This window comes from Hyphomicrobiales bacterium (assembly GCA_016710435.1).
In the GTDB taxonomy this organism is placed as follows: Bacteria; Pseudomonadota; Alphaproteobacteria; order Rhizobiales; family Aestuariivirgaceae; genus Aestuariivirga.
Genome location: JADJVV010000001.1, coordinates 1,211,934 through 1,237,384, shown reverse-complemented (window position 1 = coordinate 1,237,384; position 25,451 = coordinate 1,211,934). Strand labels below are relative to the sequence as shown.

General features: G+C 62.8%; 29 protein-coding genes, 1 tRNA gene and 1 pseudogene. 20 read left to right on the top strand and 11 right to left on the bottom strand.

Features of this window, described 5'->3' with window-relative positions:
- Window positions 1-4 precede the first annotated feature (4 nt).
- A complete protein-coding gene (locus IPM06_06060) occupies window positions 5-1,498 on the bottom strand; it encodes a hypothetical protein (protein MBK8769978.1) in 1,494 nt (497 codons plus the stop codon).
- An 82-nt stretch (window positions 1,499-1,580) separates the two neighbouring features.
- Window positions 1,581-2,486 carry a zinc metalloprotease HtpX gene (gene htpX, locus IPM06_06055; protein MBK8769977.1) on the bottom strand — a complete coding sequence of 302 codons (906 nt, stop codon included), beginning with the start codon at window positions 2,484-2,486 and terminating at the stop codon, window positions 1,581-1,583.
- A 66-nt stretch (window positions 2,487-2,552) separates the two neighbouring features.
- Between htpX and IPM06_06050 the strand changes: the two genes are divergently transcribed.
- Window positions 2,553-2,723 carry a DUF1674 domain-containing protein gene (locus IPM06_06050; GenBank protein MBK8769976.1) on the top strand — a complete coding sequence of 57 codons (171 nt, stop codon included), beginning with the start codon at window positions 2,553-2,555 and terminating at the stop codon, window positions 2,721-2,723.
- Here the strand turns inward: IPM06_06050 and gluQRS are convergent, their stop codons facing one another.
- On the bottom strand, window positions 2,724-3,563 hold the full coding sequence (gene gluQRS / locus IPM06_06045; GenBank protein ID MBK8769975.1) for a tRNA glutamyl-Q(34) synthetase GluQRS: 840 nt from the start codon (window positions 3,561-3,563) through the stop codon (window positions 2,724-2,726).
- Between the two features lie 191 nt (window positions 3,564-3,754).
- On the opposite strand from gluQRS, the gene IPM06_06040 reads away from it, so the two are divergent.
- Window positions 3,755-4,258: a DNA-3-methyladenine glycosylase 2 family protein gene (locus tag IPM06_06040; protein MBK8769974.1), complete on the top strand. Its 504-nt coding sequence runs from the start codon at window positions 3,755-3,757 to the stop codon at window positions 4,256-4,258.
- A 69-nt stretch (window positions 4,259-4,327) separates the two neighbouring features.
- The gene (locus IPM06_06035) at window positions 4,328-4,900 is read left to right on the top strand and encodes an HNH endonuclease (protein MBK8769973.1); all 573 of its coding nucleotides are present in this window, start codon (window positions 4,328-4,330) and stop codon (window positions 4,898-4,900) included.
- A gap of 12 nt (window positions 4,901-4,912) precedes the next feature.
- Here the strand turns inward: IPM06_06035 and IPM06_06030 are convergent, their stop codons facing one another.
- From IPM06_06030 to arfB, 3 genes are read right to left on the bottom strand one after another with little or no spacing between them, the layout of a single operon-like run.
- Window positions 4,913-5,371 carry a disulfide bond formation protein B gene (locus IPM06_06030; protein ID MBK8769972.1) on the bottom strand — a complete coding sequence of 153 codons (459 nt, stop codon included), beginning with the start codon at window positions 5,369-5,371 and terminating at the stop codon, window positions 4,913-4,915.
- Entirely contained in the window at window positions 5,365-5,973 is a 609-nt protein-coding gene (locus tag IPM06_06025; protein ID MBK8769971.1) for a DedA family protein, read from the bottom strand. Before IPM06_06025 ends, IPM06_06030 begins: the two co-directional genes overlap by 7 nt.
- A gap of 4 nt (window positions 5,974-5,977) precedes the next feature.
- Complete coding sequence (arfB, locus tag IPM06_06020; GenBank protein MBK8769970.1) at window positions 5,978-6,400, bottom strand: aminoacyl-tRNA hydrolase; 423 nt, start codon at window positions 6,398-6,400, stop codon at window positions 5,978-5,980.
- A gap of 67 nt (window positions 6,401-6,467) precedes the next feature.
- Here arfB and IPM06_06015 point away from each other — a divergent pair.
- The 5 genes from IPM06_06015 to IPM06_05995 all read left to right on the top strand — a co-directional run bounded on the left by IPM06_06015 (window position 6,468) and on the right by IPM06_05995 (window position 10,433).
- Window positions 6,468-6,551 (top strand) — tRNA-Leu (locus IPM06_06015).
- Window positions 6,552-6,649: 98 nt separating this feature from the next.
- Window positions 6,650-8,071: a D-alanyl-D-alanine carboxypeptidase gene (locus tag IPM06_06010; protein ID MBK8769969.1), complete on the top strand. Its 1,422-nt coding sequence runs from the start codon at window positions 6,650-6,652 to the stop codon at window positions 8,069-8,071.
- A gap of 4 nt (window positions 8,072-8,075) precedes the next feature.
- Window positions 8,076-8,963, top strand: a complete 888-nt coding sequence (locus IPM06_06005) for a DMT family transporter (GenBank protein ID MBK8769968.1) — start codon at window positions 8,076-8,078, stop codon at window positions 8,961-8,963.
- A 4-nt stretch (window positions 8,964-8,967) separates the two neighbouring features.
- Window positions 8,968-10,080 carry a GTP-binding protein gene (locus tag IPM06_06000; GenBank protein ID MBK8769967.1) on the top strand — a complete coding sequence of 371 codons (1,113 nt, stop codon included), beginning with the start codon at window positions 8,968-8,970 and terminating at the stop codon, window positions 10,078-10,080.
- Entirely contained in the window at window positions 10,077-10,433 is a 357-nt protein-coding gene (locus tag IPM06_05995; GenBank protein MBK8769966.1) for a Spx/MgsR family RNA polymerase-binding regulatory protein, read from the top strand. Before IPM06_06000 ends, IPM06_05995 begins: the two co-directional genes overlap by 4 nt.
- Before the next feature lie 4 nt (window positions 10,434-10,437).
- On the opposite strand, the gene IPM06_05990 is transcribed toward IPM06_05995, so the two are convergent.
- The gene (locus IPM06_05990; GenBank protein MBK8769965.1) at window positions 10,438-11,316 is read right to left on the bottom strand and encodes an amidinotransferase; all 879 of its coding nucleotides are present in this window, start codon (window positions 11,314-11,316) and stop codon (window positions 10,438-10,440) included.
- The gene (locus IPM06_05985; GenBank protein ID MBK8769964.1) at window positions 11,313-11,555 is read right to left on the bottom strand and encodes a sulfurtransferase TusA family protein; all 243 of its coding nucleotides are present in this window, start codon (window positions 11,553-11,555) and stop codon (window positions 11,313-11,315) included. The genes IPM06_05990 and IPM06_05985 overlap by 4 nt, the downstream gene beginning before the upstream one ends.
- 38 nt (window positions 11,556-11,593) lie before the next feature.
- On the opposite strand from IPM06_05985, the gene IPM06_05980 reads away from it, so the two are divergent.
- Both IPM06_05980 and mobA read left to right on the top strand, forming a co-directional pair.
- A complete protein-coding gene (locus tag IPM06_05980; GenBank protein ID MBK8769963.1) occupies window positions 11,594-12,184 on the top strand; it encodes an MOSC domain-containing protein in 591 nt (196 codons plus the stop codon).
- Window positions 12,185-12,186: 2 nt separating this feature from the next.
- Entirely contained in the window at window positions 12,187-12,774 is a 588-nt protein-coding gene (gene mobA, locus IPM06_05975; GenBank protein MBK8769962.1) for a molybdenum cofactor guanylyltransferase, read from the top strand.
- Here the strand turns inward: mobA and IPM06_05970 are convergent, their stop codons facing one another.
- A complete protein-coding gene (locus IPM06_05970; GenBank protein ID MBK8769961.1) occupies window positions 12,775-13,671 on the bottom strand; it encodes a DMT family transporter in 897 nt (298 codons plus the stop codon).
- A gap of 125 nt (window positions 13,672-13,796) precedes the next feature.
- Between IPM06_05970 and mobB the strand changes: the two genes are divergently transcribed.
- The 3 genes from mobB to IPM06_05955 all read left to right on the top strand — a co-directional run bounded on the left by mobB (window position 13,797) and on the right by IPM06_05955 (window position 17,489).
- A complete protein-coding gene (gene mobB, locus IPM06_05965) occupies window positions 13,797-14,312 on the top strand; it encodes a molybdopterin-guanine dinucleotide biosynthesis protein B (protein ID MBK8769960.1) in 516 nt (171 codons plus the stop codon).
- A 13-nt stretch (window positions 14,313-14,325) separates the two neighbouring features.
- A complete protein-coding gene (locus IPM06_05960) occupies window positions 14,326-14,862 on the top strand; it encodes a DUF924 domain-containing protein (protein MBK8769959.1) in 537 nt (178 codons plus the stop codon).
- Window positions 14,863-14,972: 110 nt separating this feature from the next.
- Window positions 14,973-17,489, top strand: coding sequence for a GcvT family protein (locus tag IPM06_05955; protein ID MBK8769958.1), 2,517 nt, complete (start codon window positions 14,973-14,975; stop codon window positions 17,487-17,489).
- 9 nt (window positions 17,490-17,498) lie between these two features.
- Here IPM06_05955 and IPM06_05950 read toward each other — a convergent pair whose 3' ends face one another.
- On the bottom strand, window positions 17,499-18,398 hold the full coding sequence (locus IPM06_05950) for a DMT family transporter (GenBank protein ID MBK8769957.1): 900 nt from the start codon (window positions 18,396-18,398) through the stop codon (window positions 17,499-17,501).
- Between the two features lie 125 nt (window positions 18,399-18,523).
- On the opposite strand from IPM06_05950, the gene IPM06_05945 reads away from it, so the two are divergent.
- Window positions 18,524-19,477 carry a DMT family transporter gene (locus IPM06_05945; protein MBK8769956.1) on the top strand — a complete coding sequence of 318 codons (954 nt, stop codon included), beginning with the start codon at window positions 18,524-18,526 and terminating at the stop codon, window positions 19,475-19,477.
- Complete coding sequence (locus IPM06_05940; protein MBK8769955.1) at window positions 19,474-20,349, top strand: DMT family transporter; 876 nt, start codon at window positions 19,474-19,476, stop codon at window positions 20,347-20,349. The genes IPM06_05945 and IPM06_05940 overlap by 4 nt, the downstream gene beginning before the upstream one ends.
- 9 nt (window positions 20,350-20,358) lie before the next feature.
- On the opposite strand, the gene gloB is transcribed toward IPM06_05940, so the two are convergent.
- Window positions 20,359-21,129, bottom strand: coding sequence for a hydroxyacylglutathione hydrolase (gloB, locus tag IPM06_05935; protein ID MBK8769954.1), 771 nt, complete (start codon window positions 21,127-21,129; stop codon window positions 20,359-20,361).
- Between the two features lie 85 nt (window positions 21,130-21,214).
- Between gloB and IPM06_05930 the strand changes: the two genes are divergently transcribed.
- The 5 genes and pseudogenes from IPM06_05930 to IPM06_05910 all read left to right on the top strand — a co-directional run bounded on the left by IPM06_05930 (window position 21,215) and on the right by IPM06_05910 (window position 25,387).
- Window positions 21,215-21,964, top strand: a complete 750-nt coding sequence (locus IPM06_05930; protein ID MBK8769953.1) for a methyltransferase type 11 — start codon at window positions 21,215-21,217, stop codon at window positions 21,962-21,964.
- Between the two features lie 66 nt (window positions 21,965-22,030).
- Window positions 22,031-22,825, top strand: a complete 795-nt coding sequence (locus IPM06_05925; protein ID MBK8769952.1) for a chorismate mutase — start codon at window positions 22,031-22,033, stop codon at window positions 22,823-22,825.
- A gap of 5 nt (window positions 22,826-22,830) precedes the next feature.
- A pseudogene (locus IPM06_05920) lies at window positions 22,831-23,926 on the top strand (histidinol-phosphate transaminase).
- Window positions 23,923-24,846, top strand: coding sequence for a prephenate/arogenate dehydrogenase family protein (locus IPM06_05915; protein ID MBK8769951.1), 924 nt, complete (start codon window positions 23,923-23,925; stop codon window positions 24,844-24,846). Before IPM06_05920 ends, IPM06_05915 begins: the two are co-directional and overlap by 4 nt.
- Before the next feature lie 13 nt (window positions 24,847-24,859).
- Window positions 24,860-25,387, top strand: coding sequence for a gamma-glutamylcyclotransferase (locus IPM06_05910; GenBank protein ID MBK8769950.1), 528 nt, complete (start codon window positions 24,860-24,862; stop codon window positions 25,385-25,387).
- Window positions 25,388-25,451 lie beyond the last annotated feature (64 nt).

The following is a 25,451-nucleotide window of genomic DNA, read 5'->3' as shown; positions in this document are numbered from 1 at the left end:
AATTTCAGAGAAGGCGAGGTGCGGCATTTTCCCGTCCGCGCTGCTTTCCCGGTCTTGCGGGACGGTCCTGCCGCGACACGCGCTTCAGGGCAAAGTTCAAGGGATTGGGATTGCCGGCCTCTGCAACAATGCGCAAGCAACCAGATTCCAGTTCCACGCTCCCCGCGCGCACCAGAAGCTGCCAGGCCGCACCTGACGCGGGAACGATCATCGCTGCCGTCCCGTGATGTGTGGTCGAAAGTTTTGTCTGTTCGGGTACATGCAGGAGATAGGAGACGGCAGCATGCCCCGGCGAAACGTCTTCGACTCGCAGGTCGCTGCCATCGCCCGACAGGAAGATCGCAAGATGCTGGCGCTGGCCTTCGCCCACAGGTCCCTGCACCTCGGCCAGCGATCCTCCTGCCGCGCAGATGAGAGTGGACGACAGACCGTCCATTGCTCCCGTACCCTGGACCTGTTCCAGCCAGAGGAGAGGGCGTCCCGCGTCGGTCACTTCCATCCGCAGGGGCACGGACTGCCCGGGCGAGGAGAGTGCGAGGAATGCCAGGGTTTGCGTCCCCACCAGCCGGGCATGGCCTGCGTCCGCGGCAAGCGCGCTCTCGCGCAGCGCATGCAGGGAGACATGACTTCTCAGGCCAGCGGCTTCTGCAAAGGCCAAAGTGCCGTCTGTCCGGCTCAACATTGAGAGATAGGCGTTGATCCTGTTGCGCAGGGACAGAAGCTGCGGGCTGATGATGTCCTCGGCCCGTTCCAACCCCTCCATCACCGCTGCCAGTTCGCCCTGCAACTGCACAAGGTCGTCGATGGTGCCGTTGCGCAGGCTGCCGTCATTGTGCAGCAATGCGTCAAGGGCCTCCGCAAGCTCGGTGATGATCCGAAGGCGGTGGGTGTCACTGCTGCGGGTTGAGAGGTGGGCCGCGAGAAGGGCCATCGCGCGGGCGAAGGCTTCAGCAGGCGTTGCCGGTCTCATGCGCAATACCGGGACCTGCGCCCGCAAGATGGCTGCGGCAGCAAGGGCAACGGCAGCGGGGCTCTGTGCGGCTGCAATGGCCGGTGCATCCACCGCGAGGTTGAACAGCGTTGCGATCTGGCCGGCGCGGCTTTGGCGCGGCGGGGGCTGCTTCATCCATCCTGCAAGAAGTCGCAATGCCAGCAAGCCATGGAGCGGCCGGGCGCTGGCGCGGAAGCTCGCCAGCCAATCCATCCGCCGCAGTTCCGCCTTCCAGGCCGCGGAGGCTGAGGCAGATGCAGAAGAGAAGACCGTGTCTGGCAGTGCGGTGATACTGGTGCCGGCGAAGGCATAGACACCGCCATACATGGCTTCGGCGACGCACGTGCTGGCTGAAGTGGGACGCGCGAGGATGACTCCGCTCAGCTGGACGGCGGGAACGGCATGGTGCAGCGAGACGGGCAAGCGCTCACGTCCTGCGTGAAGGCGCAAGGTCGACAGGACGGGATGCAATACCGTCCTGAACAGCGATGTGACGCGGTCAGCCATGATCCAATCTTGCGTGCGGAATGGAGGCAAGCTTCCGACCAGATGGTTAATGAAATGCTAACGGCTGGACGCCGGCGTCACGTTATCCCCAGGGACCGCGCCGGACTTCCGGCTCGGCGGGCGCACGGGCAAGCGCGGCTGAAAAGCCCGATTCCCGCGACATGGCCTGAAGGGCGGCAATGCGCGATTCCGTGGCCGGGTGCGTCGAGAAGAGATTGTCCAGACCCAGACCGGAAAGGGGATTGATGATGTAGAGATGGGCAATGGCGGGATTGTTTTCCGCCTCATCGTTGCGCAGACCCTGCGCCGCCATGGAAATGCGCTGCAGGGCCGAGGCGAGCGCCAGGGGCTTGCCCGAAATTTCTGCGCCACCGCGATCGGCCGCGTATTCCCGCGTCCGGCTGATCGCCATCTGCACGATCATGGCGGCAAGCGGCGCAAGGATGATCAGCAGGATCTGTCCCACGGCACCGCCCGGTGCATTGCGGTCGCGGCCACCGAAAAGAAAACCGAAGTTGGCAAGCATGGCGATGGCACCTGAAATCGTCGCCGTCATGGCCATGATCAATGTGTCGCGGTTCTTCACGTGGGCCAGTTCGTGGGCCATCACACCTTCGATCTCATCGGGAGAGAGAGTGCGGAGCAGACCGGTCGTTGCGGCCACTGCGGCATTGGCCGGGTTCCGGCCCGTGGCAAAGGCATTGGGCTGGCCGGAGTCGATCACATAGACCTTCGGCATGGGCAGCCCCGCATTGCGGGCGAGACGGCCGATGAGGCGATGAAACTCGGGGAGATCGGATGGACCTGCCTCCCGCGCACCGGCCATGCGCAGCACCATCTTGTCGGCATTCCAGTAGGCGAAGACATTGGTGGCTATGGCAAAAGCCAGCGCCATGACCATGCCTGTCTCCCGGCCCAGGGCATAGCCAATGGCGAGAAACAACGCGGTCATCGCCGCCATCAGAATTCCGGTCTTCATCATGTTCACGGGATCAGCCTCTTTTGTCGCCGCGGTTCCCGCCCTAAATGGTGAGGAACGTGGAGCTTTGCAAGAATGAGCGAGAGAGTGCTGACACCTGAAGCAGAACGCGCGCTGGCCGAAGCCGAAGCGCGGCGGAAGGCGGCACGGCAGGCGTCCCTGCCAGCGGAAAAAGGTGGGCCGAAGGGCCCGGAACCCACGCGCTTCGGTGATTGGGAAAAGAAGGGCCTGACGTCAGACTTCTGATCAGGCAAAACCCAGGTCGCGGCGAATTTCGCCGGGGCTGACGCCAGCTTCCCGGAGATCCGCAAGGCTGGTGTCACCTTTCGATTTTGCCAGTTTGCGGCCACTTTCATGGCGGATCAGCGGGTGATGATGATAGCGTGGCTCGGGCAGGCCAAGCAGTACCTGAAGGACACGATGAATGGCTGTCTGTTCGCGCAAGTCTTCGCCGCGCACGATGTCCGTGATGCCCTGGAACGCGTCGTCCACCACCACGGACAGATGATAGCTTGTGCCGATGCCTCTGCGCGCGATGATCACGTCGCCCCACAGTGCGGGAGAAGCAAGTTCGCGCACTCCCTTCTCGATCCACGACAACGGCTCACCACCGGCGGCCTGCCCTGCGCGGCGCAACGCTTCATCCATCATCAGGCGCAAGGCGGAGTCGCTGCTGAACATGTGAGCGATCCGGCGGCACGTCCCGGGGTAGAGCAACTGGCCTTCGGGATCGTGGCGCAGGGCCGGGTGCTCGCTGGCGTGATCGGCCAAGGTCTTTCGCGAGCAGGTGCAGACGTAGAGGAGTCCCATCTCCATGAGACGCGCGACGGCGTCGCGATAGTCGGCCATGCGCTTGCTCTGGAACAGCACGTCTTCTTCAAAATCGAGGCCCAGCCAGTGCAAGTCTTGCAGGGCTGCCTGTACATGGGTGGGCGTGCAGCGTTCCTTGTCGATGTCTTCTATGCGCACCAGTAGCCGGCCTCCCGCTTCCCTTGCCATGCGCTCATTGAGGAGCGCGGAGTAGGCATGGCCGAGGTGAAGCTTGCCATTGGGACTGGGCGCAAAGCGGAAGACGGGATGAACCATGCCACCTTCTTGCGAAGCCCGCGCCGTTCCGTCAAATCCTTCCGATGGAAGCGCTGCGCCCATCCCTACTGACGGACGACCTCCTGGCCGAGGGGGTTCGCCATCTCTGTGCTCTGGACCCGTGCTTTGGCGACGTCGTTCTGCGCCATGGGTTTCCCTCAGTGCGGGCCATGCCGCCGGGAACGGCGACATTGCTGAACATCGTCACGGAACAATTCTTGTCGCTCAGGGCAGCGCACGCCATCTGGCTCAGGATCGAGGCGCGCCTGTCGCCCTTTTCCAGCGACGCAGTCCTCGCATGTCCCGTCGACGAGTTGATGAGGCTGGGCCTGTCGGGCGCGAAGGCCCGCAGTTTTCACGGTATTGCGGCCCGCCTGCTATCTGACCCCGACTATATCTCCGGCCTGACCACCTTGCCGGACGACGAGGCGCGGGCACGTCTGGTGGCACTTCCCGGGGTCGGGCCCTGGACTGCCGACATTTACCTCCTGGTTGCCCTTCAGCGCGCTGATGTGTGGCCTGCGGGCGATCTTGCACTGCGGCAGGCGGCAACCCATCTGTTCAGCCTGGGCGAACCGCTGTCAGAGAAGACCATGCGGATCATGGGCAGCCGGTTTTCCCCCTGGCGGGCCGTTGCGGCGCGCCTGTTGTGGTCGCACTACCGGGGTCTTAAGGGCCTGGGGCAGGCCAAATAGGTGGGGCCGATCGACCCCCTTCACACGGCTGTCGCACCAGATATAGTAGGCGTTGCTGGAGTTCCAGCGGTGGAGAGACACGTGTATCACGCGCCGATTGCGCCGGAAGCCTGTCCTGCCCTTGTCCTCAATGCCGATTACCGGCCATTGAGCTACTATCCCTTGTCCCTGTGGAGTTGGCAGGACGCGCTGAAAGCCGTGTTCATGGAGCGGGTCAACATCGTCTCCGAATATGACCGGGTGGTGCGCAGTCCTTCGATGGAATTCCGCCTGCCGTCGGTCGTCTCGCTCAAGACCTATGTGAAGCCGTCGCGTACGCCTGCCTTCACCCGGTTCAATGTCTTCCTGCGGGACCGCTTCCAATGTCAGTACTGCGGGTCGTCGGACGATCTTACTTTCGATCATGTGATCCCGCGTTCCAAGGGCGGACAGACGACATGGGACAACGTGGTCGCGGCATGCGCGGGCTGCAATCTCGCCAAGGGCGGGTTGCTGCCGCAGGAGGCGCACATGTTCCCGGCCCACAAGCCGCATTGTCCCAGCGTGAACGACCTGCACGCCAACGGCAGGCTTTTCCCGCCGAACTATCTGCACCAGAGCTGGATGGATTACCTTTACTGGGATACGGAACTGGACCCCTGATCGCGCGAAACGTCAGCGCCGCGCGCCGCGCATGGCCAGCAGCGACAAGACCAGCGAGACGATCGCATTCCATCCCGCCAGCGACAGGCCGAGGATGCGGAGCGCGGCCTCATTGCAACGCACGGCCATCTTGTTCAGGTCGGGAAGTCCGTCGCCAAAATTCACATCTCCGCCGGAGCAGGTGACGGGCCCCTGCCACCATCCCCATTCAACACCCGAATGATAGGCGCCGAAAATGGCGCTGCCCAGCCACCAGACTGTCATGAGCCACAGGGCACCGCGGATCCAGGCCGGGTTCCAGGCCGCCATCAAAAGGGCCACGGGAATGCCGATGTAATAGGGCCAGCGCTGCAAAAGGCAAAGTTCGCACGGTGCGTAGCCGTAGTACTCGAAGATCCACGCCCCTGCGATGATGATGAAGGCGATGACGGCGATGAGGAGGCTTGTGGTGCGCGGCGACAGGTTCAGCATGCGGGGGTTCCAGAAGCGGCAAGATACTTCACGGCGAGATAGAGTCCAATCAATAGCGCCGCAGCAATACCTGCAAGCAGGCCCAGCCGCTTTTCGATGAATGTCTTGATCGTCTCGCCATAGCGCTGCAGCGCCCAGGCCAGCGCGAAGAACCGGGCCCCGCGGGCGATGATGCAGGAAAGCAGGAAGAATACGAAGCTGACCTGTGCCACCCCCGCAAGGATGGTGACGACCTTGATGGGCGGCAGGTGCGCCAACCCCGATGTCACGAGCAGGAGCACGAGGGTGTCTTCGCTCGCGCAGGCCTTGAGGGCTTCAAAGCTTTCGAGCTTTCCGTAGAACAGCAGGATGGGCTTGGCGATTGCTTCATAGGCGAAGTAGCCAAGTGCATAGCCGGCGATGCCCCCCAGTGTGGAGGCGAGCGTGGCGACCAGGGCATAGCGGTAGGCGCGGGCGGGTTTCGCCAGCGACATGGGCAGGAACAGCACGTCTGCCGGGACGAGGAAGATGGAGCTCTCCACGAAGGCGATGACAGCAAGCCAGCGTTCTGCCGACTTTCGAGCCGCGAGCGAAAGCGTCCAGTCGTAGAGTGCGCGCAGCATGCCGTCAGTCATCCAATCCGGGTTTGACGCGGCGTTTCGACTTGACGTCCGAGCGCCGCGACTTTGATTCGAGCCGGCGCAGCTTTGACGCCTTTGTCGCCCTTGTTGCAATACGTTTGCGCGGCCGCACCGCGGCCTTGCGGATCAGGGTTATCAGCTTCTGAAGGGCATCTTCCCGGTTGCGTTCCTGCGACCGGTATTGCTGTGCGGTGATGACGAGGTCGCCGGATTGCGCGAGTTGCCGCCCCGCCAACATGCGCAGGCGTGCCCGCACTTCGTCAGGAAGGCTTGCTGTCTCGATGTTGAAACGAAGTTCCGCCGCCGTCGCGACCTTGTTGACGTTCTGTCCGCCCGGACCCGAAGCGCGCATGAAGTTCCAGCGCAAATCCGCGGGGTCAATGATGATCGAAGGCGTGATGAGGATCATGGGAATCGTTAAGCCCCTTTCCGGTTGACGGCGCAAGGGCCCGCGCTCTAGACGTGGCCCCGCGCAAGCCCGTGTGGTGGAATGGTAGACGCGGCGGACTCAAAATCCGCTACCGAGAGGTGTGGGGGTTCAAGTCCCTCCACGGGCACCAGTTCCTGATCCGCCTCATCCTCCAGGTTCGGTAGATCCGTTGCCTGTGGCGGGTTTGGCAATCGAGGCATTCACTGCCATAACCGGGGTGTGTTGCACGTGAAGAAGTTGTTGTTCGTTCTTCTGTCTCTCCTGCTCCTCGGCGCGCCCGTGGCGGCCCAGGAAAGCGATGCCGACGCAGGTGACGACGATGCTGTTCAGACGGAACAGGCCACACCGTCCGGAAAAGATAAACCCGCCGCCACCATTGCCGCCCCCGGGAAGGCCGCGAAGAAGGCAAAACCCGTAAAGCCGGAGCCGCGGGGTCCTTCCATCCTCATCGATGCACGGTCAGGCGAAGTTCTGATGGAGGAACGGGCGGGAGAACCGTTCTATCCCGCATCGCTCACCAAGCTGATGACCAGTTACATCATCTTCCACAAGCTGCGGTCGGGACTTCTGAAGCCGGACCAGGCGCTTGTCGTGTCCGAGCTTGCCCATTCGCAGGAGCCGAGCAAGATCGGCGTGCCAACGGGCAAGACCGTAACAGTCGATTTCGCCCTTCAGGCGCTGCTTGTCTATTCGGCCAATGATATGGCCTATGTGCTGGCCGAAGGTGCTGACGGTTCGATTGCCGCCTTTGCAGATGAGATGAATGCAACGGCACGGCGCTTGGGACTGACGGCCTCTCACTTCATGAATCCCAACGGCCTCTTTGATGCGCGTCATGTGTCCAGCGCGCGCGACCTCGCGGTTCTGGCGGCGGTCATCATCAATGAGTTTCCGGAGTACCAGAAATATTTCGTGCAGCAGTATCTGGAGGTCGGCAAGCGCCGGCTGCCCAACCGCAACATCCTCATCCGCACCATGCCGGAGGCGGACGGCATGAAGACGGGATTTGTCTGCGCCTCCGGGTTCAACCTCGTTGCCTCCGCCAGCAGGGATGGCCGCCGTCTCATCGCCGTGGTGATGGGCATGCGCAACAGCGCGGCGCGCGCGGCTGCGGCCAAGGCCATGCTGAACGCGGGCTTTGACATGCCGGCGGCACCGCGCCGCAAGATTGCCGACGTCAACAACCTGCCGCAGGGCGCCATCGTTCCGGTGGACATGACGGGCACCGTCTGCCGCAGCAAGCCTCCCGTGACTGTCCAGGACGGCGCGGAGCTGGCAGGCTGGGCTGCGTCCTTCGGCACCTATGACAGCGCCGACAAGGCGCAGATGGCGCTTCGTGGCCGGGCCCTGAGCCCCGCCGGATTGTCCGCAGGCGGACGTGCCGGCATCATCCAGATGCCCGACGGGGCAGGTTTCCTTCCGGTGATCTGGGGCCTCGACCAGATGCAGAGCGTCAATGTGTGCTCTGCCTACAAGCTCGATGGCGCGCACTGCGACGTGCTGCCGGCCGTATTGATGGACAAGATGGCGACCATCGCCAAGGCGCGCAAGGCGGCGCAAGCGACTCAGGCGCCGATCGAGCAGGGTTCCGATGGCACGCAGCCGAACAGCCCGACCCGGAAGCTCCTGAAACGGCGCGTCGGCCACTGATCCCATGAAGCCATCTCATCTGACGGGTGTGTTGCTGGCTCTGGGCGCGGCGACGATCTACGGGGCAGTACCGAACTTCGCGCGACTCGCCTTCCTCAATGGCGTACCTGCGCTCGAAAATGTCTTCTACCGAACCTCCACCGTCGCCGTGGTGCTCGCCATCGTGGCCGTGGTGCGCGGGGAAAGCTTTCGCATCCGTGCCGAAGCATGGCCAAGTTTCCTGTACCAGTGTCTCGCGACGCTCATGGTGTCTGCCTGCTATCTCGCCTCGGTGCAGTTCTTGCCGGTCACGCTTTCGGTCATCATCTTCTACCTTTTTCCTGTGCTCATTCTTCTGGCGGCACCCCTGGCCGAAGGCCGGGTACCGGGATTCGCACGCCTTGGTGTGGCGCTTCTCGGCTTTTCCGGGCTCGCGGTTTCGGTGGGACCGGCCTTCGACCAGGTCAGTGTGCTGGGTCTGGTGCTGGCGTTTCTCGGCGCCGTGGGCTGCATGATGCAGTTCTTTTCGGGGCGCATGCTGTCGCGGCACCTGACGCCCGCTGCATTCGGCAGTCTCGTGCATATCGCCATCTGGCCGATCATGCTTTGCCTCGCGCTTGGCTTCGGCGGCAATACCTTGCGGCTGATCGACGGCCAGGCACTCACGGGGAGTCTCGCGTTTCTGGCTGTGGCCCTCGTCTCGGTGGCGTATGTCGGCGGCTACTTCCTCCACATGTCGTCGGTGCGGGCCGCCCCGTCGTCGGTGGTCGCTCCCTATTTCAATCTGGAGCCCATCGTCTCCACCATGCTCGCCGTCTTCATTCTGGGAGAGGCGATGTCGATCAACCAATGGATCGGAGGGGCAATGGTCTTTGCGGCTCTTGTCATCTCGGGCCTGTTGCCGGAAAAATGACGCCATGACGACACCCATTCCCGTTTCCGTGCTCACCGGCTTTCTCGGCTCGGGCAAGACCACACTGCTCAACGTCCTGCTCAAGGATCCGATGCTCGCCAATGCCTGCGTCATCATCAATGAATTCGGGGATGTGGGCATCGACCATCTGCTGGTGGAAAGGTCGGATGAAAATCTCGTTGAGCTGTCGTCGGGCTGCCTGTGTTGCACCATCCGCGGCGATCTCATCGACACGCTGACGGACCTGCTGGCGCGCCGCGATGCAGGAACGATCAAGGCCTTCGACCGCATCGTGATCGAGACCACGGGTCTGGCGGATCCCGCTCCCATTCTTCATGTGCTGATGATGGACCCGCTGCTGGTGTCGCGCCTGCGGCTGGAGGGCGTCATCACGGTGGTCGATGGCTTCAACGGCATGGCGACGCTTGATGCACATCCAGAAGCGGTCAAGCAGGTGGCCGTGGCGGACCGGGTCGTGCTCACCAAGCTCGACCTGCTCGAGGGCAAGGAAGGCGAGGACATGCTCTTCGCCATCATCGCCAAGGTGCGCAAGCTCGCGCCGGGGGCACGCCTGTTGACCACGCATCGGGGCGAAGCGACGGCCGAACGACTGTTCAATGCCGGCCTTTATGATCCTGCGAGAAAATCAGCCGACGTCCAGAACTGGTTGTCACTGGAGGCCGTGCAGAAGGCGGAGCGTGCTGCGCACCGTCACCAGCATGGTGGCCACGGTGAGGGTCATCACCATCACGATGCGTCCCGGCACGATGACAGCATCCGGTCCTTTGCCTTTACCGACGACAATCCCATCAGCCCCCAGGCACTTGAATTGTTCCTCGAATTGCTGACCTCCTATCACGGGCCGAAGCTGCTCCGCCTGAAAGGAATCGTGAAGCTCAGCGACGAACCCGACCGTCCAGTTGTGCTGCATGGCGTGCAGCATGTGCTGCATCCTCCTGTGCGCCTTGAAGGCTGGCCTGACGGACTTCCACAGACACGTCTCGTGTTCATCGTGAAGGACATCGACAAGGCGGCGATCGAAGAATTGTTCCGGGCCTTCACTGATCCGTTGACAGGTGGCGCAAGTACAACGGACAAGACTCTCTCGCTGTCGTGAAGGCCAAGCCGATGAAAGCCTATGGATTGAAGAAGTGTTCCACCTGCCAGAAAGCGCTCGACCATCTGGCGGCGAAGAAGGTTCAAGTGGTCTTCACCGACCACAGTGTGTCACCGCCCACGATAGACCAGGTCGCCGGCTGGTCGAAGGCCTTGGGCGGATGGGAGAAGATGATCAATCGGGCCGGCTATACCTGGCGTGGCCTCCCGAAGTCCGACATTGAAAACCTGACGGAGGCCAAGGCCGTGGCGCTTGCGGTGAGACATCCGTCACTCATCCGGCGGCCCCTGATCGAGCATGATGACGGCAGCGTCACCGTCGGTTTTGCGGAAAAAGTGAAAGCGCTGTTCTAGCTTCTCAGCCGCGAATGAGCGGACGCGTCATGCAGGTGGGTCCGCCTTCGCCCTTGCGGCAGATATCGCTGCCGCTGATGACTTCGACCTTCACGCCCGCCTCGCGCATGCGGTGGTGCGTCTCGGGATTTCCATCCACCATCATGGCGTGGCGCGGGCCCAGCGCGAGGACGTTGCAGCCCATGCTGTCAAACTCTTCGTCCGGCACATGGACGAACCGCACACCCCGGTGCTCCAGCAATTCCACCAGACGCACCGGCATGAGCGGCAGATAGACAACCGCGAGATCATGGTCGAGCGGGCTCAATACCGACATGAGATGGAAGACATCGGTCCGGCCCTTGTAGTGCGGCATGTCGAACCAGAGGACCTCCACATCGCCACCCGCCAATTCCTGCAACTGCATCACGCCTTCGATGTTGGTGCGATAGCCCACGCCCGCAATCAGGGTGTGGCGGTCGAGCCAGACGAGGTCGCCGCCCTCCAGCTTGCCGTCGCCGCCGATTTCACCAGCGATGGGATATCCGAGGCTTTCCAGATAGGCTCCGTTCACGTCGGCCTCCTGGCGGCGCTGCGACTTGCCCATGCGGGGTTTGACGAGACCGTTCGGCGTCACGACGAGGGCGTCATGCGTATAAAGTGAGTCAAGCGTGAGGCCCGGACCATCGGGAAGCTGGATCACCTCAGCACCGGTCGCGGCGAGAATTTTTTCGACGGCTTCAAATTCCTTCAAGGCCTTGGCGAGGTCCGGGCGGGAGTGGAAGTTCAAGTCCTTCCACTCGGCATCGATCTTTGCATCGGACTTGAAGGCCCGGGCGGGATTGCGCACCGCGACGGCCTTCAGTGTTCCCCAGTTGTTGAAAGCGCCAAAATCGAAAGTCATCTGCGTTTGATCCTGAAATGAAAGTTCTGTCCTGCCTGTTCATGCGACAGCAACGTATGGCCCTGCTCGGCGCAGAAGTGCGGCATGTCGATCATCGACATGGGGTCAGTGGCGACAACCTGAAGGATGGCCCCCGCCGGCATGGCCTGCAGCCGTTTGCGCGCCTTGAGGACGGGCAGGGGGCAGAGCAGTCCGGTCACGTCGAGCATGCTTTCGCCATCGGCAGGGTTGTCGGCCATGGAGGCTTCCTATAGTGGCATTGGCGAGGAGACGCCATATGCCGCTCTTGACCAAATTGCCCCGGCCCGGACGCGTGGAGCAGCTTTTGCAGCGCGCCTCGCGGCAGAGCGGGTTTGAAAAGTCGGCCACGGAAAGGGTCCTGCTGCGCTTCGATGGGCCCGAGGGCGATTGCCATGCGGGACTGACGCGCAAGTCCGACTCGCGGACCCTGCAGACCTACAAGCGCAACACGGACATCCGCAACGTCCGGCAGGTGACCATCCTTTCCGTCGAAGAACTGGAGGAGACGGCACAGGCGCTGGGCATTCCGGCGATTGATCCGTCGTGGTTCGGGGCCAATATGGTGGTCTCGGGCATCGCGGACTTCACGCTGCTACTGCCCTCCACCCGCCTGCAGTTTCCGTCCGGGGCCACGCTGGTGGTGGACATGGAAAATCTCCCCTGCAGCCAGATCGCGGAGGTGGTGGCGCGGCATCATCCCGATGTGCAGTTCAAGGTCGTTCCCGCAGCCATGCACAAACGCGGTGTGACTGCCTGGGTGGAGCGCGAGGGAGAGGTGCTGGTGGGCGATGCCATGACGGTCTGGCTGCCGCCGAACCGGCTCTATCCCCACATGCCCGTGGTGTGAGCATGCGTGTGCTGGGGGCGATCATCGCGGGCGGACAGTCGCGCCGCATGGGTGGGCAGGAAAAGGCGTTTGTCACGCTTGGCGGCATCACGCTCCTTGAACGGGTGATCTCGCGTATCGCGCCGCAGGTGGATGAGGTCGTCATCAACGCCAATGGAGAAGCGGCGCGCTTTGCCCACTTCGGGAAGCGTGTGGTGGCGGACGTGCTGGACACGGGAACGCCGCTCGCCGGACTGCATGCGGTGCTCTGCCTTGGCCAGCGCGAGGGTTTTGACGCCGTGCTCACGGTACCGTCGGATTCACCATTCCTGCCCCTTAACCTTGTGGCGCGCCTTGCAGACGCAGGTGCGCAGACGGGGGCTGCCGTGGCGGCAAGCGGCGGGCAGGTGCATCATCTCACCGGGCTCTGGTCGTCCGCCATCGGTGGCAAGCTGGATGAATTGTTGCGCGCCCGCACCATGCAGCGGGTGATGGACCTCGCCGTCGTGTTCGATGTAGCGGCCGCCACATGGGAAACGGAACCTGTCGATCCGTTTCTCAATCTCAACACGCCGAGGGATCTGGCTTTGGCCGAGCAGCAACTGGTCTGATCAGGCGCGCTTCGTCCGCGCAGGCAGGATGCGCCACTTCAGGTTCATCCCCAGCGTTGCGAGACAGATGAAGCCAAGGCCGACAAACTGCAGGGACGACAACAGCCTGTCGTAGGCCAGCCAGTCGATCAGGATCACGACGGCCGGATAGACGAAGTTCATGATGGCGATGACGCGTGTGGGGAGTAGCGGAAAGGTGGCGTACATGGCGACCATCACCACGCCGGTGTGGATTACGCCCATGCCCACAAGCCAGCCCCAGGAGCGCAGGCTGAGCGTCTGGTGAAAGTCAGCCAGCAGGGCGAGGATCAGCGCTCCGGTCAGGGCCTGCATCATCATCGTCACCTCAGGGCGCTGATTGCGGATGACACGGGTGATCATGGTGGTCACCACATAGGCGGCAGCCGAGATCACTGCGAGGAGTGTGCCGAGAAACCAGTTGCCGCTGTCGGCGTGGCTTGCTCCCAGGGCGCCGCTGGCCAGGGCCACGCCACCAAAGGCCAAGACCATCCAGAAGAATTCATCAAGGCTGAGAGCGTCACGCCACACCAGCACGCCGCCCAGCACGAGGAGAAACGGATAGCTCTGGAAGACCAGCGTGGCCGTGGCGATGGAGGTGATGCGGAACGCCGTGAAGAGCGTGACCCAGCAGAAGGCGAGGAAGGCTCCGGCAAGCATGGCGAGGAGCAGGTTGCGCGGCTTGAGCGCGTCGCGCTTGAGATAACCGAATGCAAGACACCACGACCCCAGGAAGACCGCGCCAAAGAAACAGCGCCAGAACACCGTCGTCATCGGGTCGATGCCTGCCTCGTGGGCGAAGGCGCCAACAGACGCGCTGACGGCAAGGGCGATCGCAAGCTGCACCGCCGGATGTCTGACCTGGGGTGCGTGGGGCACGAGATGTCTCCGATGACGCCTGTGGGTAGGACAAAAGGTGCGGCGTGATCAATCAATGGTTTGTGATAGATGCTTCACGGAATGTCATGGGTGAGGGCGCCGCCCGCCGGAGAGGATTGCATGTCATGAGCCAGAAGGTGATCGGCGTTGCCGGATTCAAGAACTCGGGCAAGACAACCCTCGTCGAACGTCTTGTCCGTATCCTGACCGAGCAGGGCTATCGCGTGTCGACGGTCAAGCATGCCCATCATTCCTTCGACATCGATCACGAGGGCCGCGACTCTTTCCGCCACCGCAGGGCGGGAGCCACGGAAGTTGCCGTCATCAGCCGTGACCGCACGGCCATCATCCATGAATTGCGCGGGCAGGAACCGCCGTCTTTGGAAGAGGTGCTGGCGCGCCTGAAGCCCTGCGATCTCGTCATCGTGGAGGGCTACAAGCGCGATCATCATGACAAGATCGAGGTACGCAATCTCGCACTTGACCACCCGTTGCTGGCGGGCGACGATCCGACCGTCGTTGCGGTCGCTGCCAACGGAGCGGTGCAAGGCGCTGCCGTTCCCGTGTTCGACCGCGATGATGTCACCGGTCTCGCGGCCTTCATCTGCCGTCACATGGAACTTCGGCCGCGTACGTCCTGAGGGGAGGTCTGCCATGACTCCGGATGAATTGATTGCCGTCTGGCTGGAGGCGGGGGAAAGCCGCTGGTTCACCAAGGATGCCGTGTTCGACGGAATGCTTTCCGTACGATTCGGAGTCAGCCTGCGCGAAGCGCGGTTAGGGACCTTCGACCATTGGACGGCGACGGCGCGGGGGTCGCTTGGCCTTGTCCTTCTCCTGGACCAGGTGTCGCGCAACATCCACCGCAATTCGGCGCTGGCCTTCGCGGGTGATGCCAGGGCGCTGGCGGTGGCCAAGGCGTCGGTCGCGCGTGGTGATCACCAATCCATGCCGCCACCGCTGGCCATGTGGTTCGTGATGCCCTTCGAGCATGCCGAGGACCTGGATTGCCAGGAACGGGCCGTCAGCCTGTTTACCGTGATGGGACAGGGCGAGATGGTCCGCTGGGCCAAGGTGCACCGCGACATCATCGCGCGCTTTGGCCGTTTTCCACACCGCAATGCGGTGCTGGGCCGCCCGTCGCGCCCGGAGGAGGTGGCTTTCCTCAAGTCAGGTGGCTTCAGCGGCTAAGAGACGCGTGTCGCAATCCGCCAAGGCGCTGTCGCTGGCCTTCACGCCTGTTGAGTTTTTCTCACTTAGGTGTTGAGTCATTATCCCGGATCTCGAGAGCAGGTTTTTCCATGAAGACAGAAGCGCGTGCAGTGGTGATCGGCGGCGGTGTCGTCGGTGTGTCCACCCTTTACCATCTGGCCAAGAAGGGCTGGAGCGACGTTGTGCTGATTGAGCGCAAGGAGTTGACGTCGGGGTCCACCTGGCATGCCGCGGGACTGTTGCCGCTCTTCAATCTGTCCTACTCGGTGGGGCAGATCCACAAATACTCGGTCCGCTTCTATCAGGAACTGGAGAAGGAAACGGGCCAGCACGTCGGCTTCAGCAAGGTCTCCAACATCCGCCTCGCCCGTACCAAGGACCGCTGGGACGAGTTCATGTATTATGCCGGTGTTGCCGAAACGATCGGCGTCAAGGTCAACATCCTGACGCCCGAGCAGGTGAAGGAGATCTGGCCGCTGTGCGAGACCGACGGCATCCTCGGCGCCATCCAGCATCCGGACGACGGCTACATCCAGCCCGCCGACCTGACGCAGGCCCTGGCCAAGGGTGCACGTTCGCGTGGGGCAGAGATTTACCGCAACACCACTGTGACGGCGATCACCCAGCGCGACGACGGCAAGTGGACCGTCACGACCGACAAGGGCGAGATCGTCGCTGAACATGTGATTTCATGTTCCGGCAACTTCGCCCGCAAGACGGGCGCCATGGTGGGCCTCGACGTGCCGGTCATTCCCGTCGAGCACCAGTACATCGTCACCGAGCCGCATCCTGCCATCCGCGAACGCCAGGCCAAGGGTCTGCCGGAAATGGGCGTGCTGCGCGAAGCTGACTCCTCATGGTACATGCGCGAGGAAAACGGCGGCCTGCTGCTCGGTCCGTATGAGAAGGGCGCACCCTGCTGCTACATGGACGGTCCCTCCGACGAGAGCGAGTACGAACTCTTCCAGGAAGACCTCGACCGTCTTGCCCCGCACATCGAAACGGCAATCACGCGCGTTCCGGCTTTCGGTGAAGTGGGCATCAAGAAGGTGTACAACGGCGCCATCGCCTATACGCCTGACGGCAACCCGATCATCGGCCCGGCACCGGGCCTCAAGAATTTCTGGCTGAACGAGGGTCATTCCTTCGGTGTCACCGCCGCCGGCGGTGCTGGCTGGCAGTTGGCGGAATGGATCGTGGACGGCGAACCCACCATCGACATGATGGGCGTCGATCCGCGCCGCTTCGGCCCCTATGCCACGCGCGGCTACCTCAAGATCAAGAACGAGGAAGCCTACGCCAACGTCTTCACGCCGCACTATCCGGATGAAGAACGGGTTGCCGCCCGTCCGCTCAAGACCACGCCATGCTACGGCCGGATGAAGGACCTGGGCGCTGTCTTCGGCTCCGTTTACGGGTGGGAACGTCCCGGCTGGTTTGCGCCGAAGGGTTATGGACTGTCGAAGGATGAGGTCAATTCTCCCGACGTCCTCACCAACCACAATCACAGTGCCGCCGCCGATGATGGCAAGATCAAGGAGAAGTGGTCCTTCCGCCGCTCCAACTATTTCCGTTTCGTCGGCGAAGAGTGCCGTGCCGTCATGGACAGCGTCGGCCTGCAGGACATGTCGGCCTTCGCCAAGATGGAAGTGTCGGGACCTAAAGCGCGGGAATGGCTGGAATCGATCCTCGCCAACAAGATCCCGAAGAAGCAGGGCCGCATCGCACTCTGCCATCTGCTGACACCGCGTGGCGGCGTGCGCGCCGAATTCACGGTCTATGAATGGCAGCCGGGCCGCTTCTACCTGGTTTCGGCCGGTGCCTACGAGCGGCACGACCATGACTATCTCCACAAGCTCTGCCCCACGGACGGTTCCGTCAGGCTGAACCCGATCACGACGCGCCTCGGGGTGCTGGTGATCGCGGGCCCCAATTCCCGCAAGCTCCTGCAGAAGCTCACCTCGACCGATCTTTCCAACGAGGCCTTCCCGTGGCTGTCGGGCAAGCAGATCAGCGTCGGTCCCGTGTCCAGCCACTGCCTGCGCGTGAACTTCGTCGGCGAACTGGGTTACGAGTTCCATCATCCGATCGAGCAGCAGGTTGCGTTGTTCGATCTCCTCATGGAGGCGGGCAAGGAATTCGGCATCCGTCCCTATGGCATCAAGGCCATGTCGTCGCTCTCGATTGAAAAGAGCTACCGGCTGGTGCCGCGCGAACTTTCCATCGAGTATTCCGCCTACGAGTCGGCGCTGGATCGTTTCGTGCATCCCAACAAGGGCCAGTTCATTGGCCGGGACGCGCTTGTCGCGGGCCGTGAAAAGGGACTGGGCTGGAACTTCGTCACCATGGAAGTGCATGGCATCAAGGACAGCGACTCGGATGTGCGCGGGTCCGAACCCGTCTATGCCAAGGGCCAACTCGTGGGCCGCGCCACCAATGGCGGCTTCGGCTTCCGAGTGAACAAGTCACTGGCTCTCGCCATGGTGAAACCGGAGCACGCAGCCTTGGGCACCGAACTTGAAATCAAGATCCTCGGTTCCATGTTCAAGACAACGGTGGTGGCGGAAAGCCCTTACGATCCGGAGAACGTCAAGCTCCGTGCCTGACGCACAAGTCTAGGTGCGGCCTGCAAAAAGCAGCGCCATGCCGCAGATCACAAGGCCCGCCCCGAGCCATGCGCCCGCGGCGGGCCTTTGTTTTGTGGTGATCCACAACAGTGGCAGCACCATTGCCGGCGAGGTGGCGGAAAGGGTCGAGACAATGCCGGTCTTGCCGCCAGAGAAAGCATAGAGCAGCAACGTCATGCCGACGCCCATGGCGAGCACGCCGCTGCCCACCGTGAGCAGCGCAACTTTCATCGTCAGGGGGTTTTTCTGCCGGATGGTCGGAATGGGGAGAAGCAGGAAGCCGCTGAGGCAGAGGCCGGCCACGCCGATCCGCACCATGGAAGCGACGAAAGGATCAAGCCCGCCTGCCATGAGGGGGCGGGCAATCACCGAACCAATGGCCTGGCCCAGCGCCGCACCAAGACCAAGCGCTACGCCGATCCAGAGCGGCCCCTTGCCTTGCTCGAAGACATGGGTGTTGCCCGCGCGCTTGCCGAAGAAGATCGCCAGCATGACGCCTGCCACGCATACGGCAATGCCGAGCACCGCAAGGGGCGACAGGGTCTCGCCGAGAAAGGCATAGCCGAGCACCGCGGCCATGGGGGCATTGAGGGCAAAGAGGATGCTGGAGCGGCGCGGCCCCAGGCGGTTCAGTGCGGTGAACAACAGTGAATCACCCACGAAGATGCCGATCACGCCCGACGCCATGAGCAGGGCTAGGTCATGGTGAGAGAGGTTCTGCCACCGGCCCGTCACGAAGACGAAGGCGGCAAGCATTGCCGCCACGGACACCTGCCGCAATCGGCTGAAGGCGACGGCACCGAGATGGCCGGCAGGTACGGCAGCGATCAGGCTGGTCGCTGCCCAGCAGACAGCCGTCGCCAGGGCCGCAAGTTCATGGACGGGCAGTTCAGAAAGAGTCATGAACCGGCAGCTAACATTGCAGGAGAGACCAGACAACCCGCCGCAACAGGCGGCAGGCATGACGCCTTTTGCTGTCACATCCGGGCGCAAGCCCGTGGTATGGCCGAGAGATGGAATCAACGGCGCGTCAATCCTACGGACAGGGCATCGGCTTCGTGCTGCTCGCCACTCTGGGATGGTCGCTCTCCGGGTTGTTCGTGCGGCTCATGCCGGGACTGGATGGCTGGCAGCTCAATTGCTGGCGCGGGTTCTGGATGGCTGTCGTGCTGCTGTGTTACCTGGTGGTGGTCTATGGCCGGGACCTGTGGTCCAGCTTCCGGGTCATTCCGCTGGTGGCCCTGTGTTTCTCAGCCGGATTCTTCGCCCTCGGCTCGACGCTCTATGTCACCTCACTCACACTCGTCAGTACGGCGACGATCTCGGTCATCGGAGCCTCGTCACCGATCTTCACGGGGTTACTCAGCCCCTGGGTCACCGGTGAACGGCCCGGCCTTGCGGCGTGGCTTGCGGCGGCACTGGCCATGGCGGGCGTCGGCATCATCGCATGGGAAAAGCTGGAAGGAGGAAACCTCACGGGAATCCTCATTTCCATCTGCGTGCCCATGACATTTGCAGGGCAGACGCTGGCCCTGCGCCGGTATCGCGGCGTCGACATGACGCCTGCCATCTGCGCGGGCGGATTTCTCTCATTTTTTGCCGCGGGCATCCTGGGTTTTGTGGTTCCCTATGTCATGGGGCTCGACGTGCGGCCGGGCGGTGGCTTCAATGTGGGCCTTCGCGAAGTGTTGCTGCTTGCCCTGATGGGACCATTGCAGCTGTCGATCCCTCTCATTTTCTACATCAAGGGAGCGCGCTCCGTTCCCGCCGTGACGCTGGCGCTCATTGCCATGCTGGATGCGGTGCTCAATCCGCTGTGGCCCTGGCTCTTTGTGGGCGAGCAGCCGGAACGGTCCTCGTTCATGGGTGGCGCCGTCATCATCGCTGCCGTCATCATCTCGATCTTCGGGGGGCAATGGCTCGAACGGAAAAGGAAACGGGCGGGTTTGAGCGGTTCCATGGCATGAACAAGACAACGGCAACAATGATCGGCTTCACGGCCGTGCTGATGTGGGGGCTTCTTGCCTTCTTCTCGAAGCTCGCCGATGCCATTCCGCCCCTGCAACTCACGGGAATGAGTTTCCTGATCGGTGGCCTTGTCGGGGTGCTGAGCTGGCCGTTCAGGCCGGGGGCGGCGCGCGTTCTGCTGCAACATCCGCCGGGGGTGTGGCTGCATAATGTGGCGGGACTGTTCGGCTCGCATTTCCTCTATTTCATGGCGGTGCAGAATGCGCCTGTGGTGGAGGTCAGCCTCATCGCCTATCTGTGGCCGCTCTTCATCGTGCTCTTTGCCGGGTTCCTTCCGGGCGAGAAACTGAAGACGCATCATCTCGCAGGCGCTGCCCTCGGGCTTCTCGGCGCCTATCTGGTGGTGAGCAAGGGGCAGGGCATCGGACTCTCAAACGGCCTGCAATTGGGCCACATGATTGCGCTGCCCTATGCCATGTTCTGGGCGGCCTATTCGGTATCGATCCGGCGCTATGGCAAAATCCCCTCGGACATCGTTGCGGGCTTCTGCATTGCCACGGGGATCGTTGCGCTCTCGGCACACATGCTTCTGGAGACGACGGTGTGGCCGCTCAGCGGACAGCAGTGGCTGGCGATCCTGGGGCTTGGACTCCTGCCAGTGGGAGCTGCCTTCTATGCCTGGGACTTCGGCATGAAGCATGGCGATCCCATGGTCCTCGGGGCGTCGTCCTATGCGGCACCGCTGCTGTCCACGGTGGTGTTGTTGCTGGCAGGATTTGCCACCTTCCACTGGTCCATCGGCGTGGCTTGCCTCCTCATCATGGGAGGCGCACTGACCGCGGCCAAGGACATGATCTTCCGGAAGACCTGAGGCCTGCCGTCAGAACCTGTTCTTGCGCTCGCGGATTTCGGCGAAGACTTCAACATCCGTCGCAGACTCCATGCCGAGCACCTTGCGGATTTCCGGCGCGTTGCAACGCAGGTAGGGATTGGTCCGCAACTCATCACCGATGGTCGTGGGACAGGTCATCTTGCCCTGCTCGCGGAGTTGCTTCACTTCCAAAGCGCGGCGAACCAGATCGCGATTGCCCGGCTCGATGGTGAGCGCGAACTTCGCATTGGCCTCGGTATATTCGTGGCCGCAGTAGACCGAGGTCATGCCCTGCAGGGTGCGGAACTGGTTGACCGACTCATACATCTGCGCCGCCGTGCCTTCGAAGACGCGGCCACAGCCCAGAGAAAACAGCGTATCGGCGGCAAACAGAAGATAGTCGTCGGAGAAGTGATAGGCCACATGGCCGAGGGTGTGGCCGGGGCAGGCGAAGACTTTCACAGGGCGGTGAGCCAGCTGCAGGACGTCGCCGCCCTTCACTGTTTGCGAAATGCCGGGGATCTTGTCCTTCTCGGCCTCGGGTCCGATGATGCGGCAGCCGAAGACGTCCTTCAGTTCGAGGTTGCCCGCGACGTGATCCTCGTGGTGATGCGTCGTGAGGATGTGGGTGAGCTGCCAGCCGCGCTTCTTCAATTGTTCCGTGATGGCGGTTGCATCCGGTGCATCAACTGAAATCGTGGTGCCGGTGCGGCTGTCGTGGACGAGCACGCCATAGTTATCCTGGCGGCAAATGAACTGGTGGACATCGAGATTGGACATGGTGGCCTGCCTACACCATGTTTTCCATCCGGCAAAGCCGACTGCTGCATTTTTTCGCCACAGCCCCTAGATTGGGGCGATGGACGTGGTCGATCTCCGCGAATTCTACCAGACGCCGCTCGGCCAGTCGGCGCGGATGCTGATCAGCCGCACCCTTGCGCCCCGCATTGCCGTTCATGCCGGGCAAACTGTGATGGGACTGGGTTTTGCCCATCCCTATCTCGATCTCGCCATGCCGCAGGATGCAGTTTCCCTGTCCTTCATGCTGGCGCGTCAGGGTGTGCTGCATTGGCCCGCAGGGGAGCCGTCACGCGCCGCTCTGGTGGATGATGGTGACCTGCCGCTCCTCGAAAGCGTGATTGATCATGCGGTGGTTGTGCATGGGCTCGAACTTTCCGACAGCCCGCTCGACATGTTGCAGGAGGTTTGGCGTGTGCTGGCGCCACAAGGTAAAGTCTACCTCGTGGTACCCAACCGGCGCGGCTTGTGGTCGTCTTCGGAAGCCTCGCCCTTCGGCCATGGCCAGCCCTTTTCGCGGCGGCAGTTGCTGGCGCTCTTGAAGGAAGCGCGGTTTTCGGTGACGTGGTCATCGGAGGCTCTGATGCTGGCGCCGTTGCGGTCGCCCTCCATTCTGAAAGCGGCGTCCGCCATGGAGACGGTCGGCAAGCGGGCTTTCGGTCGTTTTGGCGGCGTGATGATCGTGGAAGCGATGAAGCAGGTCTATGCCTTCTCCTCCGGCAAGCGCGTGCGCCGGCTTGTGCCACGGCTCCGGCCCGTGCTGCTGCCCTCGCCGCAGCCTCTCGGGCGCGTGCCCGGCACTTCATCCGAATTCTAGGAAATGCCTGTTCCCACTGCCTGCACCGTGGGTTATGTCTTTTGGCTCAGACATTGAATCGGTCCGATGACAGCCCCCAGCGAACCCTCTTCCACGCCCCATCTGGACGACGTGCGCCGCGCCATCGACGGCGTCGATGATGCCCTGCTGGACCTGCTGGAGAAGCGCATCGCCCTGGTTGACGGCGTCATTGCGGCAAAAGCGGGCGACCCGCAGGCCGTTGCTTCGCCCCTCCGGCCAGGCCGCGAAATGCAAATCCTGAAACGGCTGATCGCACGGCGAAGCCAGACCGACCCGCAGTTACTGGTGCGTCTTTGGCGGGCCATCGTCAGCGAGGCGACACTGAAGCAGGCGAAGGTCGCTATCCACGTGGGGCGAAAGACGGCACAGGCCATGGGTCACCGCCTGCGCATCCGTGATCATTTCGGGCGCTTTCCGGTCGAGGAATGGCGCGACGCCGGCCAGGCGATGATGCAGGTGAATGCGAACCCCGCCGACCTGTGTATCGTGGAAACCGACTCGGACTGGGTCGACCCATTCGTGCACGGCCATGCCGGCCGCGCCCAGGTGATTGCGGCCCTGCCTGCTCTCAAGGAAGAGGGCGTGCCCAAGCTGCTGGTGATCGGTGTGTCGCCAGCACAGCCGACAGGCGAGGACGAGACGCTGATCATCAGCAAGGGCAATCTGCCGCGGGATTTTGCGCCGCAACCGCTCTGGCAATTGAAATCCGGCCCCTACCGCCTATCGGCCCTGGCGGGGTGGTTTTCCGAACATGAAAGCCCGCTCGTGGGGCTGGCGCGCTCCAATCCCGGGCTTGGCCTGAAGGTCGCCGGGCGCTATGCGTCCGCCATCGAGGTTTAGATCACATGACAACCGCAACACCCGGGCGGCCCCAACCCCGCCCCGGCATCCTTGGCATTGAGCCCTATGTGCCCGGCAAGAGCGCTGCCAGGGGAGCGAAGATTTACAAGCTGTCGTCCAACGAGTCTCCGCTCGGCGCAAGCCCGAAGGCGGTTGATGCCTATCGCGCCTCCGCCGCAACGCTGGAACGCTATCCCGACGGCAGCGCCACCGCGCTCCGCAGCGCCATCGCGCAACGCTACGGTTTGTCGGCCGAGCGGATTGTCTGCGGCGCGGGTTCCGACGAGTTGCTGCAACTCCTCGCCCACGCCTATCTCGGCGAAGGCGACGAGGCGATCTACAGCCAGTATGGCTTCCTGGTCTACCCGATCGCCATTGCATCCAACGGCGCGAAGGCGGTGATGGCGCCGGAGCAGAAACAGACCACCGATGTGGACGCCATCCTTGCCGCGGTGACGCCACGCACGCGCATGGTTTTCATCGCCAACCCGAACAATCCGACGGGCACCTACATTCCGTTCAGCGAGGTGAAGCGCCTGCATGCGGGTCTGCCCGCTCATGTGCTGCTGGTCCTCGATGCAGCCTATGCGGAATTCGTGCGGGCCAACGATTATGAGTCGGGCATCGCACTCGTCAGCGAGCACGAGAACGTTGTCATGACCCGGACGTTCTCGAAGATCTTCGGCCTTGCGGCCTTGCGCCTCGGCTGGCTCTACGGCCCGGCCCATGTTGTTGATGTGCTGAACCGGATCCGCGGTCCCTTCAATGTGACGACGGGTGCGATCCTGGCGGGGGTCGCCGCGATGGAAGACCAGACTTTTGTGGACAAAGCCGTGGCCCACAACAGCACCTGGCTTTCCTGGCTTGCGGCGGAAATCGGAAAACTCCGGAATCACCGTCACGCCCAGCGTCGGCAATTTCCTGCTGCTCAATTTTCCGGATGCGAAGCCTGCACCTGCGGCAGATGCCTTTCTGCAGGACCGGGGGATTATCGCGCGGCGCATGGAGGCCTATGGGCTACCCCGTGCGCTCCGCCTGTCGGTGGGCGACGAAGAGGCCAACCGCGCCGTTGTCGCCGCCCTCAAGGAATTCATGTCGTGACGAAGCCGTTCGAAAAAGTGGCCATCCTCGGCCTTGGCCTGATCGGCTCCTCGATCTCCCACGCGATCCGTGCCTATGGCGGGGCAATGAGCATCAGCGGCCATGCCAAGAGCGCGGAAACGCTGAAGGCCGCTGCTGAACTGAAACTTGCCGACACGCTGCACGCCTCGGCAGCAGATGCGGTGAAGGGAGCTGATCTCATCATCCTCTGCGCGCCTGTCGGCGTCTGTGCCGCCCTTGCGGCGTCGATCAAGGATGCCGTTGCACCGGGCGCCATCATCACCGACGTGGGCTCGGTAAAGGGTGCGATCATCCGTGATGTGGGCCCGCATGTGCCGCCACACGCCTACTTTGTTCCCGGCCATCCCATTGCCGGGACCGAGCAGTCGGGTCCGCGCTCGGGATTTGCAGAGTTATTCCAGAACCGCTGGTGTATCCTCACGCCCGTCGACGGAACGCCCCCGGAGAGGGTCGCGGCGCTGGAAGCCTTCTGGCGCGGTTTCGGATCGAATGTCGAGATCATGGGTGCCGAGCATCATGACCTGGTGCTGGCCATGACCAGCCACCTGCCGCATCTCATCGCCTATAATTCGGTCGCGACGGCCGCGGATCTGGAGAAGGTGACGCAGTCGGAAGTGATCAAGTTTTCGGCGGGCGGCTTCCGGGACCTGACCCGCATCGCCGCCTCCGATCCCACCATGTGGCGCGACGTCTTCCTCAACAACCGGGAAGCGGTGCTGGAGATGCTGGGACGCTTCATGGAAGAAATGTCGATGCTGCAACGGGCCATCCGCTGGGGCGATGGCGAGACGTTGTTCAATCTCTTCTCCAGGGCGCGGGAGGTGCGGCGCGGCATCATCGCGGCGGGGCAGGATACGGCGGCGCCCAATTTCGGCCGCACGCCCGATCGCAAGACCTGAGGCCTGCCGGGGCATGGCGGATGCTGCCACCCACTGGGTCTTCGGATACGGCTCGCTCATGTGGAACCCCGGGTTTCCCTACCGCCGCATGGCACCGGCGCGCATCGCCGGGTTTCACCGCAAACTCTGCGTCTATTCCTTTCACTACCGGGGCCGGCCGGAAAAGCCCGGGCTCGTCTTCGGGCTGGACCGGGGCGGGTCGTGCATCGGCATGGCCTTCGAAGTGGCGGAGGAACATTGGCCCGCGACCTGGGACTACCTGCGCAAGCGCGAGCAGGTGACGATGGTTTACCGGGAGGTCTTCAAGCCCGTGCGTCTTCGGGAGGGCCAGACCGTGCAGGCGCTCACCTATGTGGTTGACCGCGCCCACGACCAGTGTGCGGCTGGCCTCGCCGACTCCGAGATCGCGGCCCTGATCCGGCAAGGGGAAGGCATTTCCGGGCGCAATCTCGATTATGTCCGCAACACCCATGCTCATCTCGCGTCGTTGGGCATCACGGATCCGGCGCTGGAACGCATTGTGGCCCTGCTGAAGACCTGAGCGGCGCTCATCAATTTCCCGGGCGGTGCGGCAGATAGCCAAAACGTCGCATTCCGGCCAACCA

Bases quoted from the DNA above. Each gene is read 5' to 3' on its own strand.
- IPM06_06060 (MBK8769978.1), bottom strand. From the start codon at position 1,498: ATGGCTGACCGCGTCACATCGCTGTTCAGGACGGTATTGCATCCCGTC.
- mobA (MBK8769962.1), top strand. From the start codon at position 12,187: ATGCGTGTGCTGGGGGCGATCATCGCGGGCGGACAGTCGCGCCGCATG.
- IPM06_05955 (MBK8769958.1), top strand. From the start codon at position 14,973: ATGAAGACAGAAGCGCGTGCAGTGGTGATCGGCGGCGGTGTCGTCGGT.
- IPM06_05960 (MBK8769959.1), top strand. From the start codon at position 14,326: ATGACTCCGGATGAATTGATTGCCGTCTGGCTGGAGGCGGGGGAAAGC.
- IPM06_05990 (MBK8769965.1), bottom strand. From the start codon at position 11,316: ATGACTTTCGATTTTGGCGCTTTCAACAACTGGGGAACACTGAAGGCC.
- IPM06_06005 (MBK8769968.1), top strand. From the start codon at position 8,076: ATGAAGCCATCTCATCTGACGGGTGTGTTGCTGGCTCTGGGCGCGGCG.
- IPM06_05910 (MBK8769950.1), top strand. From the start codon at position 24,860: ATGGCGGATGCTGCCACCCACTGGGTCTTCGGATACGGCTCGCTCATG.
- IPM06_05940 (MBK8769955.1), top strand. From the start codon at position 19,474: ATGAACAAGACAACGGCAACAATGATCGGCTTCACGGCCGTGCTGATG.
- IPM06_05980 (MBK8769963.1), top strand. From the start codon at position 11,594: ATGCCGCTCTTGACCAAATTGCCCCGGCCCGGACGCGTGGAGCAGCTT.
- IPM06_06030 (MBK8769972.1), bottom strand. From the start codon at position 5,371: ATGCTGAACCTGTCGCCGCGCACCACAAGCCTCCTCATCGCCGTCATC.
- IPM06_05985 (MBK8769964.1), bottom strand. From the start codon at position 11,555: ATGGCCGACAACCCTGCCGATGGCGAAAGCATGCTCGACGTGACCGGA.
- gluQRS (MBK8769975.1), bottom strand. From the start codon at position 3,563: ATGGTTCATCCCGTCTTCCGCTTTGCGCCCAGTCCCAATGGCAAGCTT.
- IPM06_05945 (MBK8769956.1), top strand. From the start codon at position 18,524: ATGGAATCAACGGCGCGTCAATCCTACGGACAGGGCATCGGCTTCGTG.
- IPM06_05925 (MBK8769952.1), top strand. From the start codon at position 22,031: ATGACAGCCCCCAGCGAACCCTCTTCCACGCCCCATCTGGACGACGTG.
- gloB (MBK8769954.1), bottom strand. From the start codon at position 21,129: ATGTCCAATCTCGATGTCCACCAGTTCATTTGCCGCCAGGATAACTAT.
- IPM06_06050 (MBK8769976.1), top strand. From the start codon at position 2,553: ATGAGCGAGAGAGTGCTGACACCTGAAGCAGAACGCGCGCTGGCCGAA.
- mobB (MBK8769960.1), top strand. From the start codon at position 13,797: ATGAGCCAGAAGGTGATCGGCGTTGCCGGATTCAAGAACTCGGGCAAG.
- arfB (MBK8769970.1), bottom strand. From the start codon at position 6,400: ATGATCCTCATCACGCCTTCGATCATCATTGACCCCGCGGATTTGCGC.
- IPM06_06000 (MBK8769967.1), top strand. From the start codon at position 8,968: ATGACGACACCCATTCCCGTTTCCGTGCTCACCGGCTTTCTCGGCTCG.
- IPM06_06025 (MBK8769971.1), bottom strand. From the start codon at position 5,973: ATGCTGCGCGCACTCTACGACTGGACGCTTTCGCTCGCGGCTCGAAAG.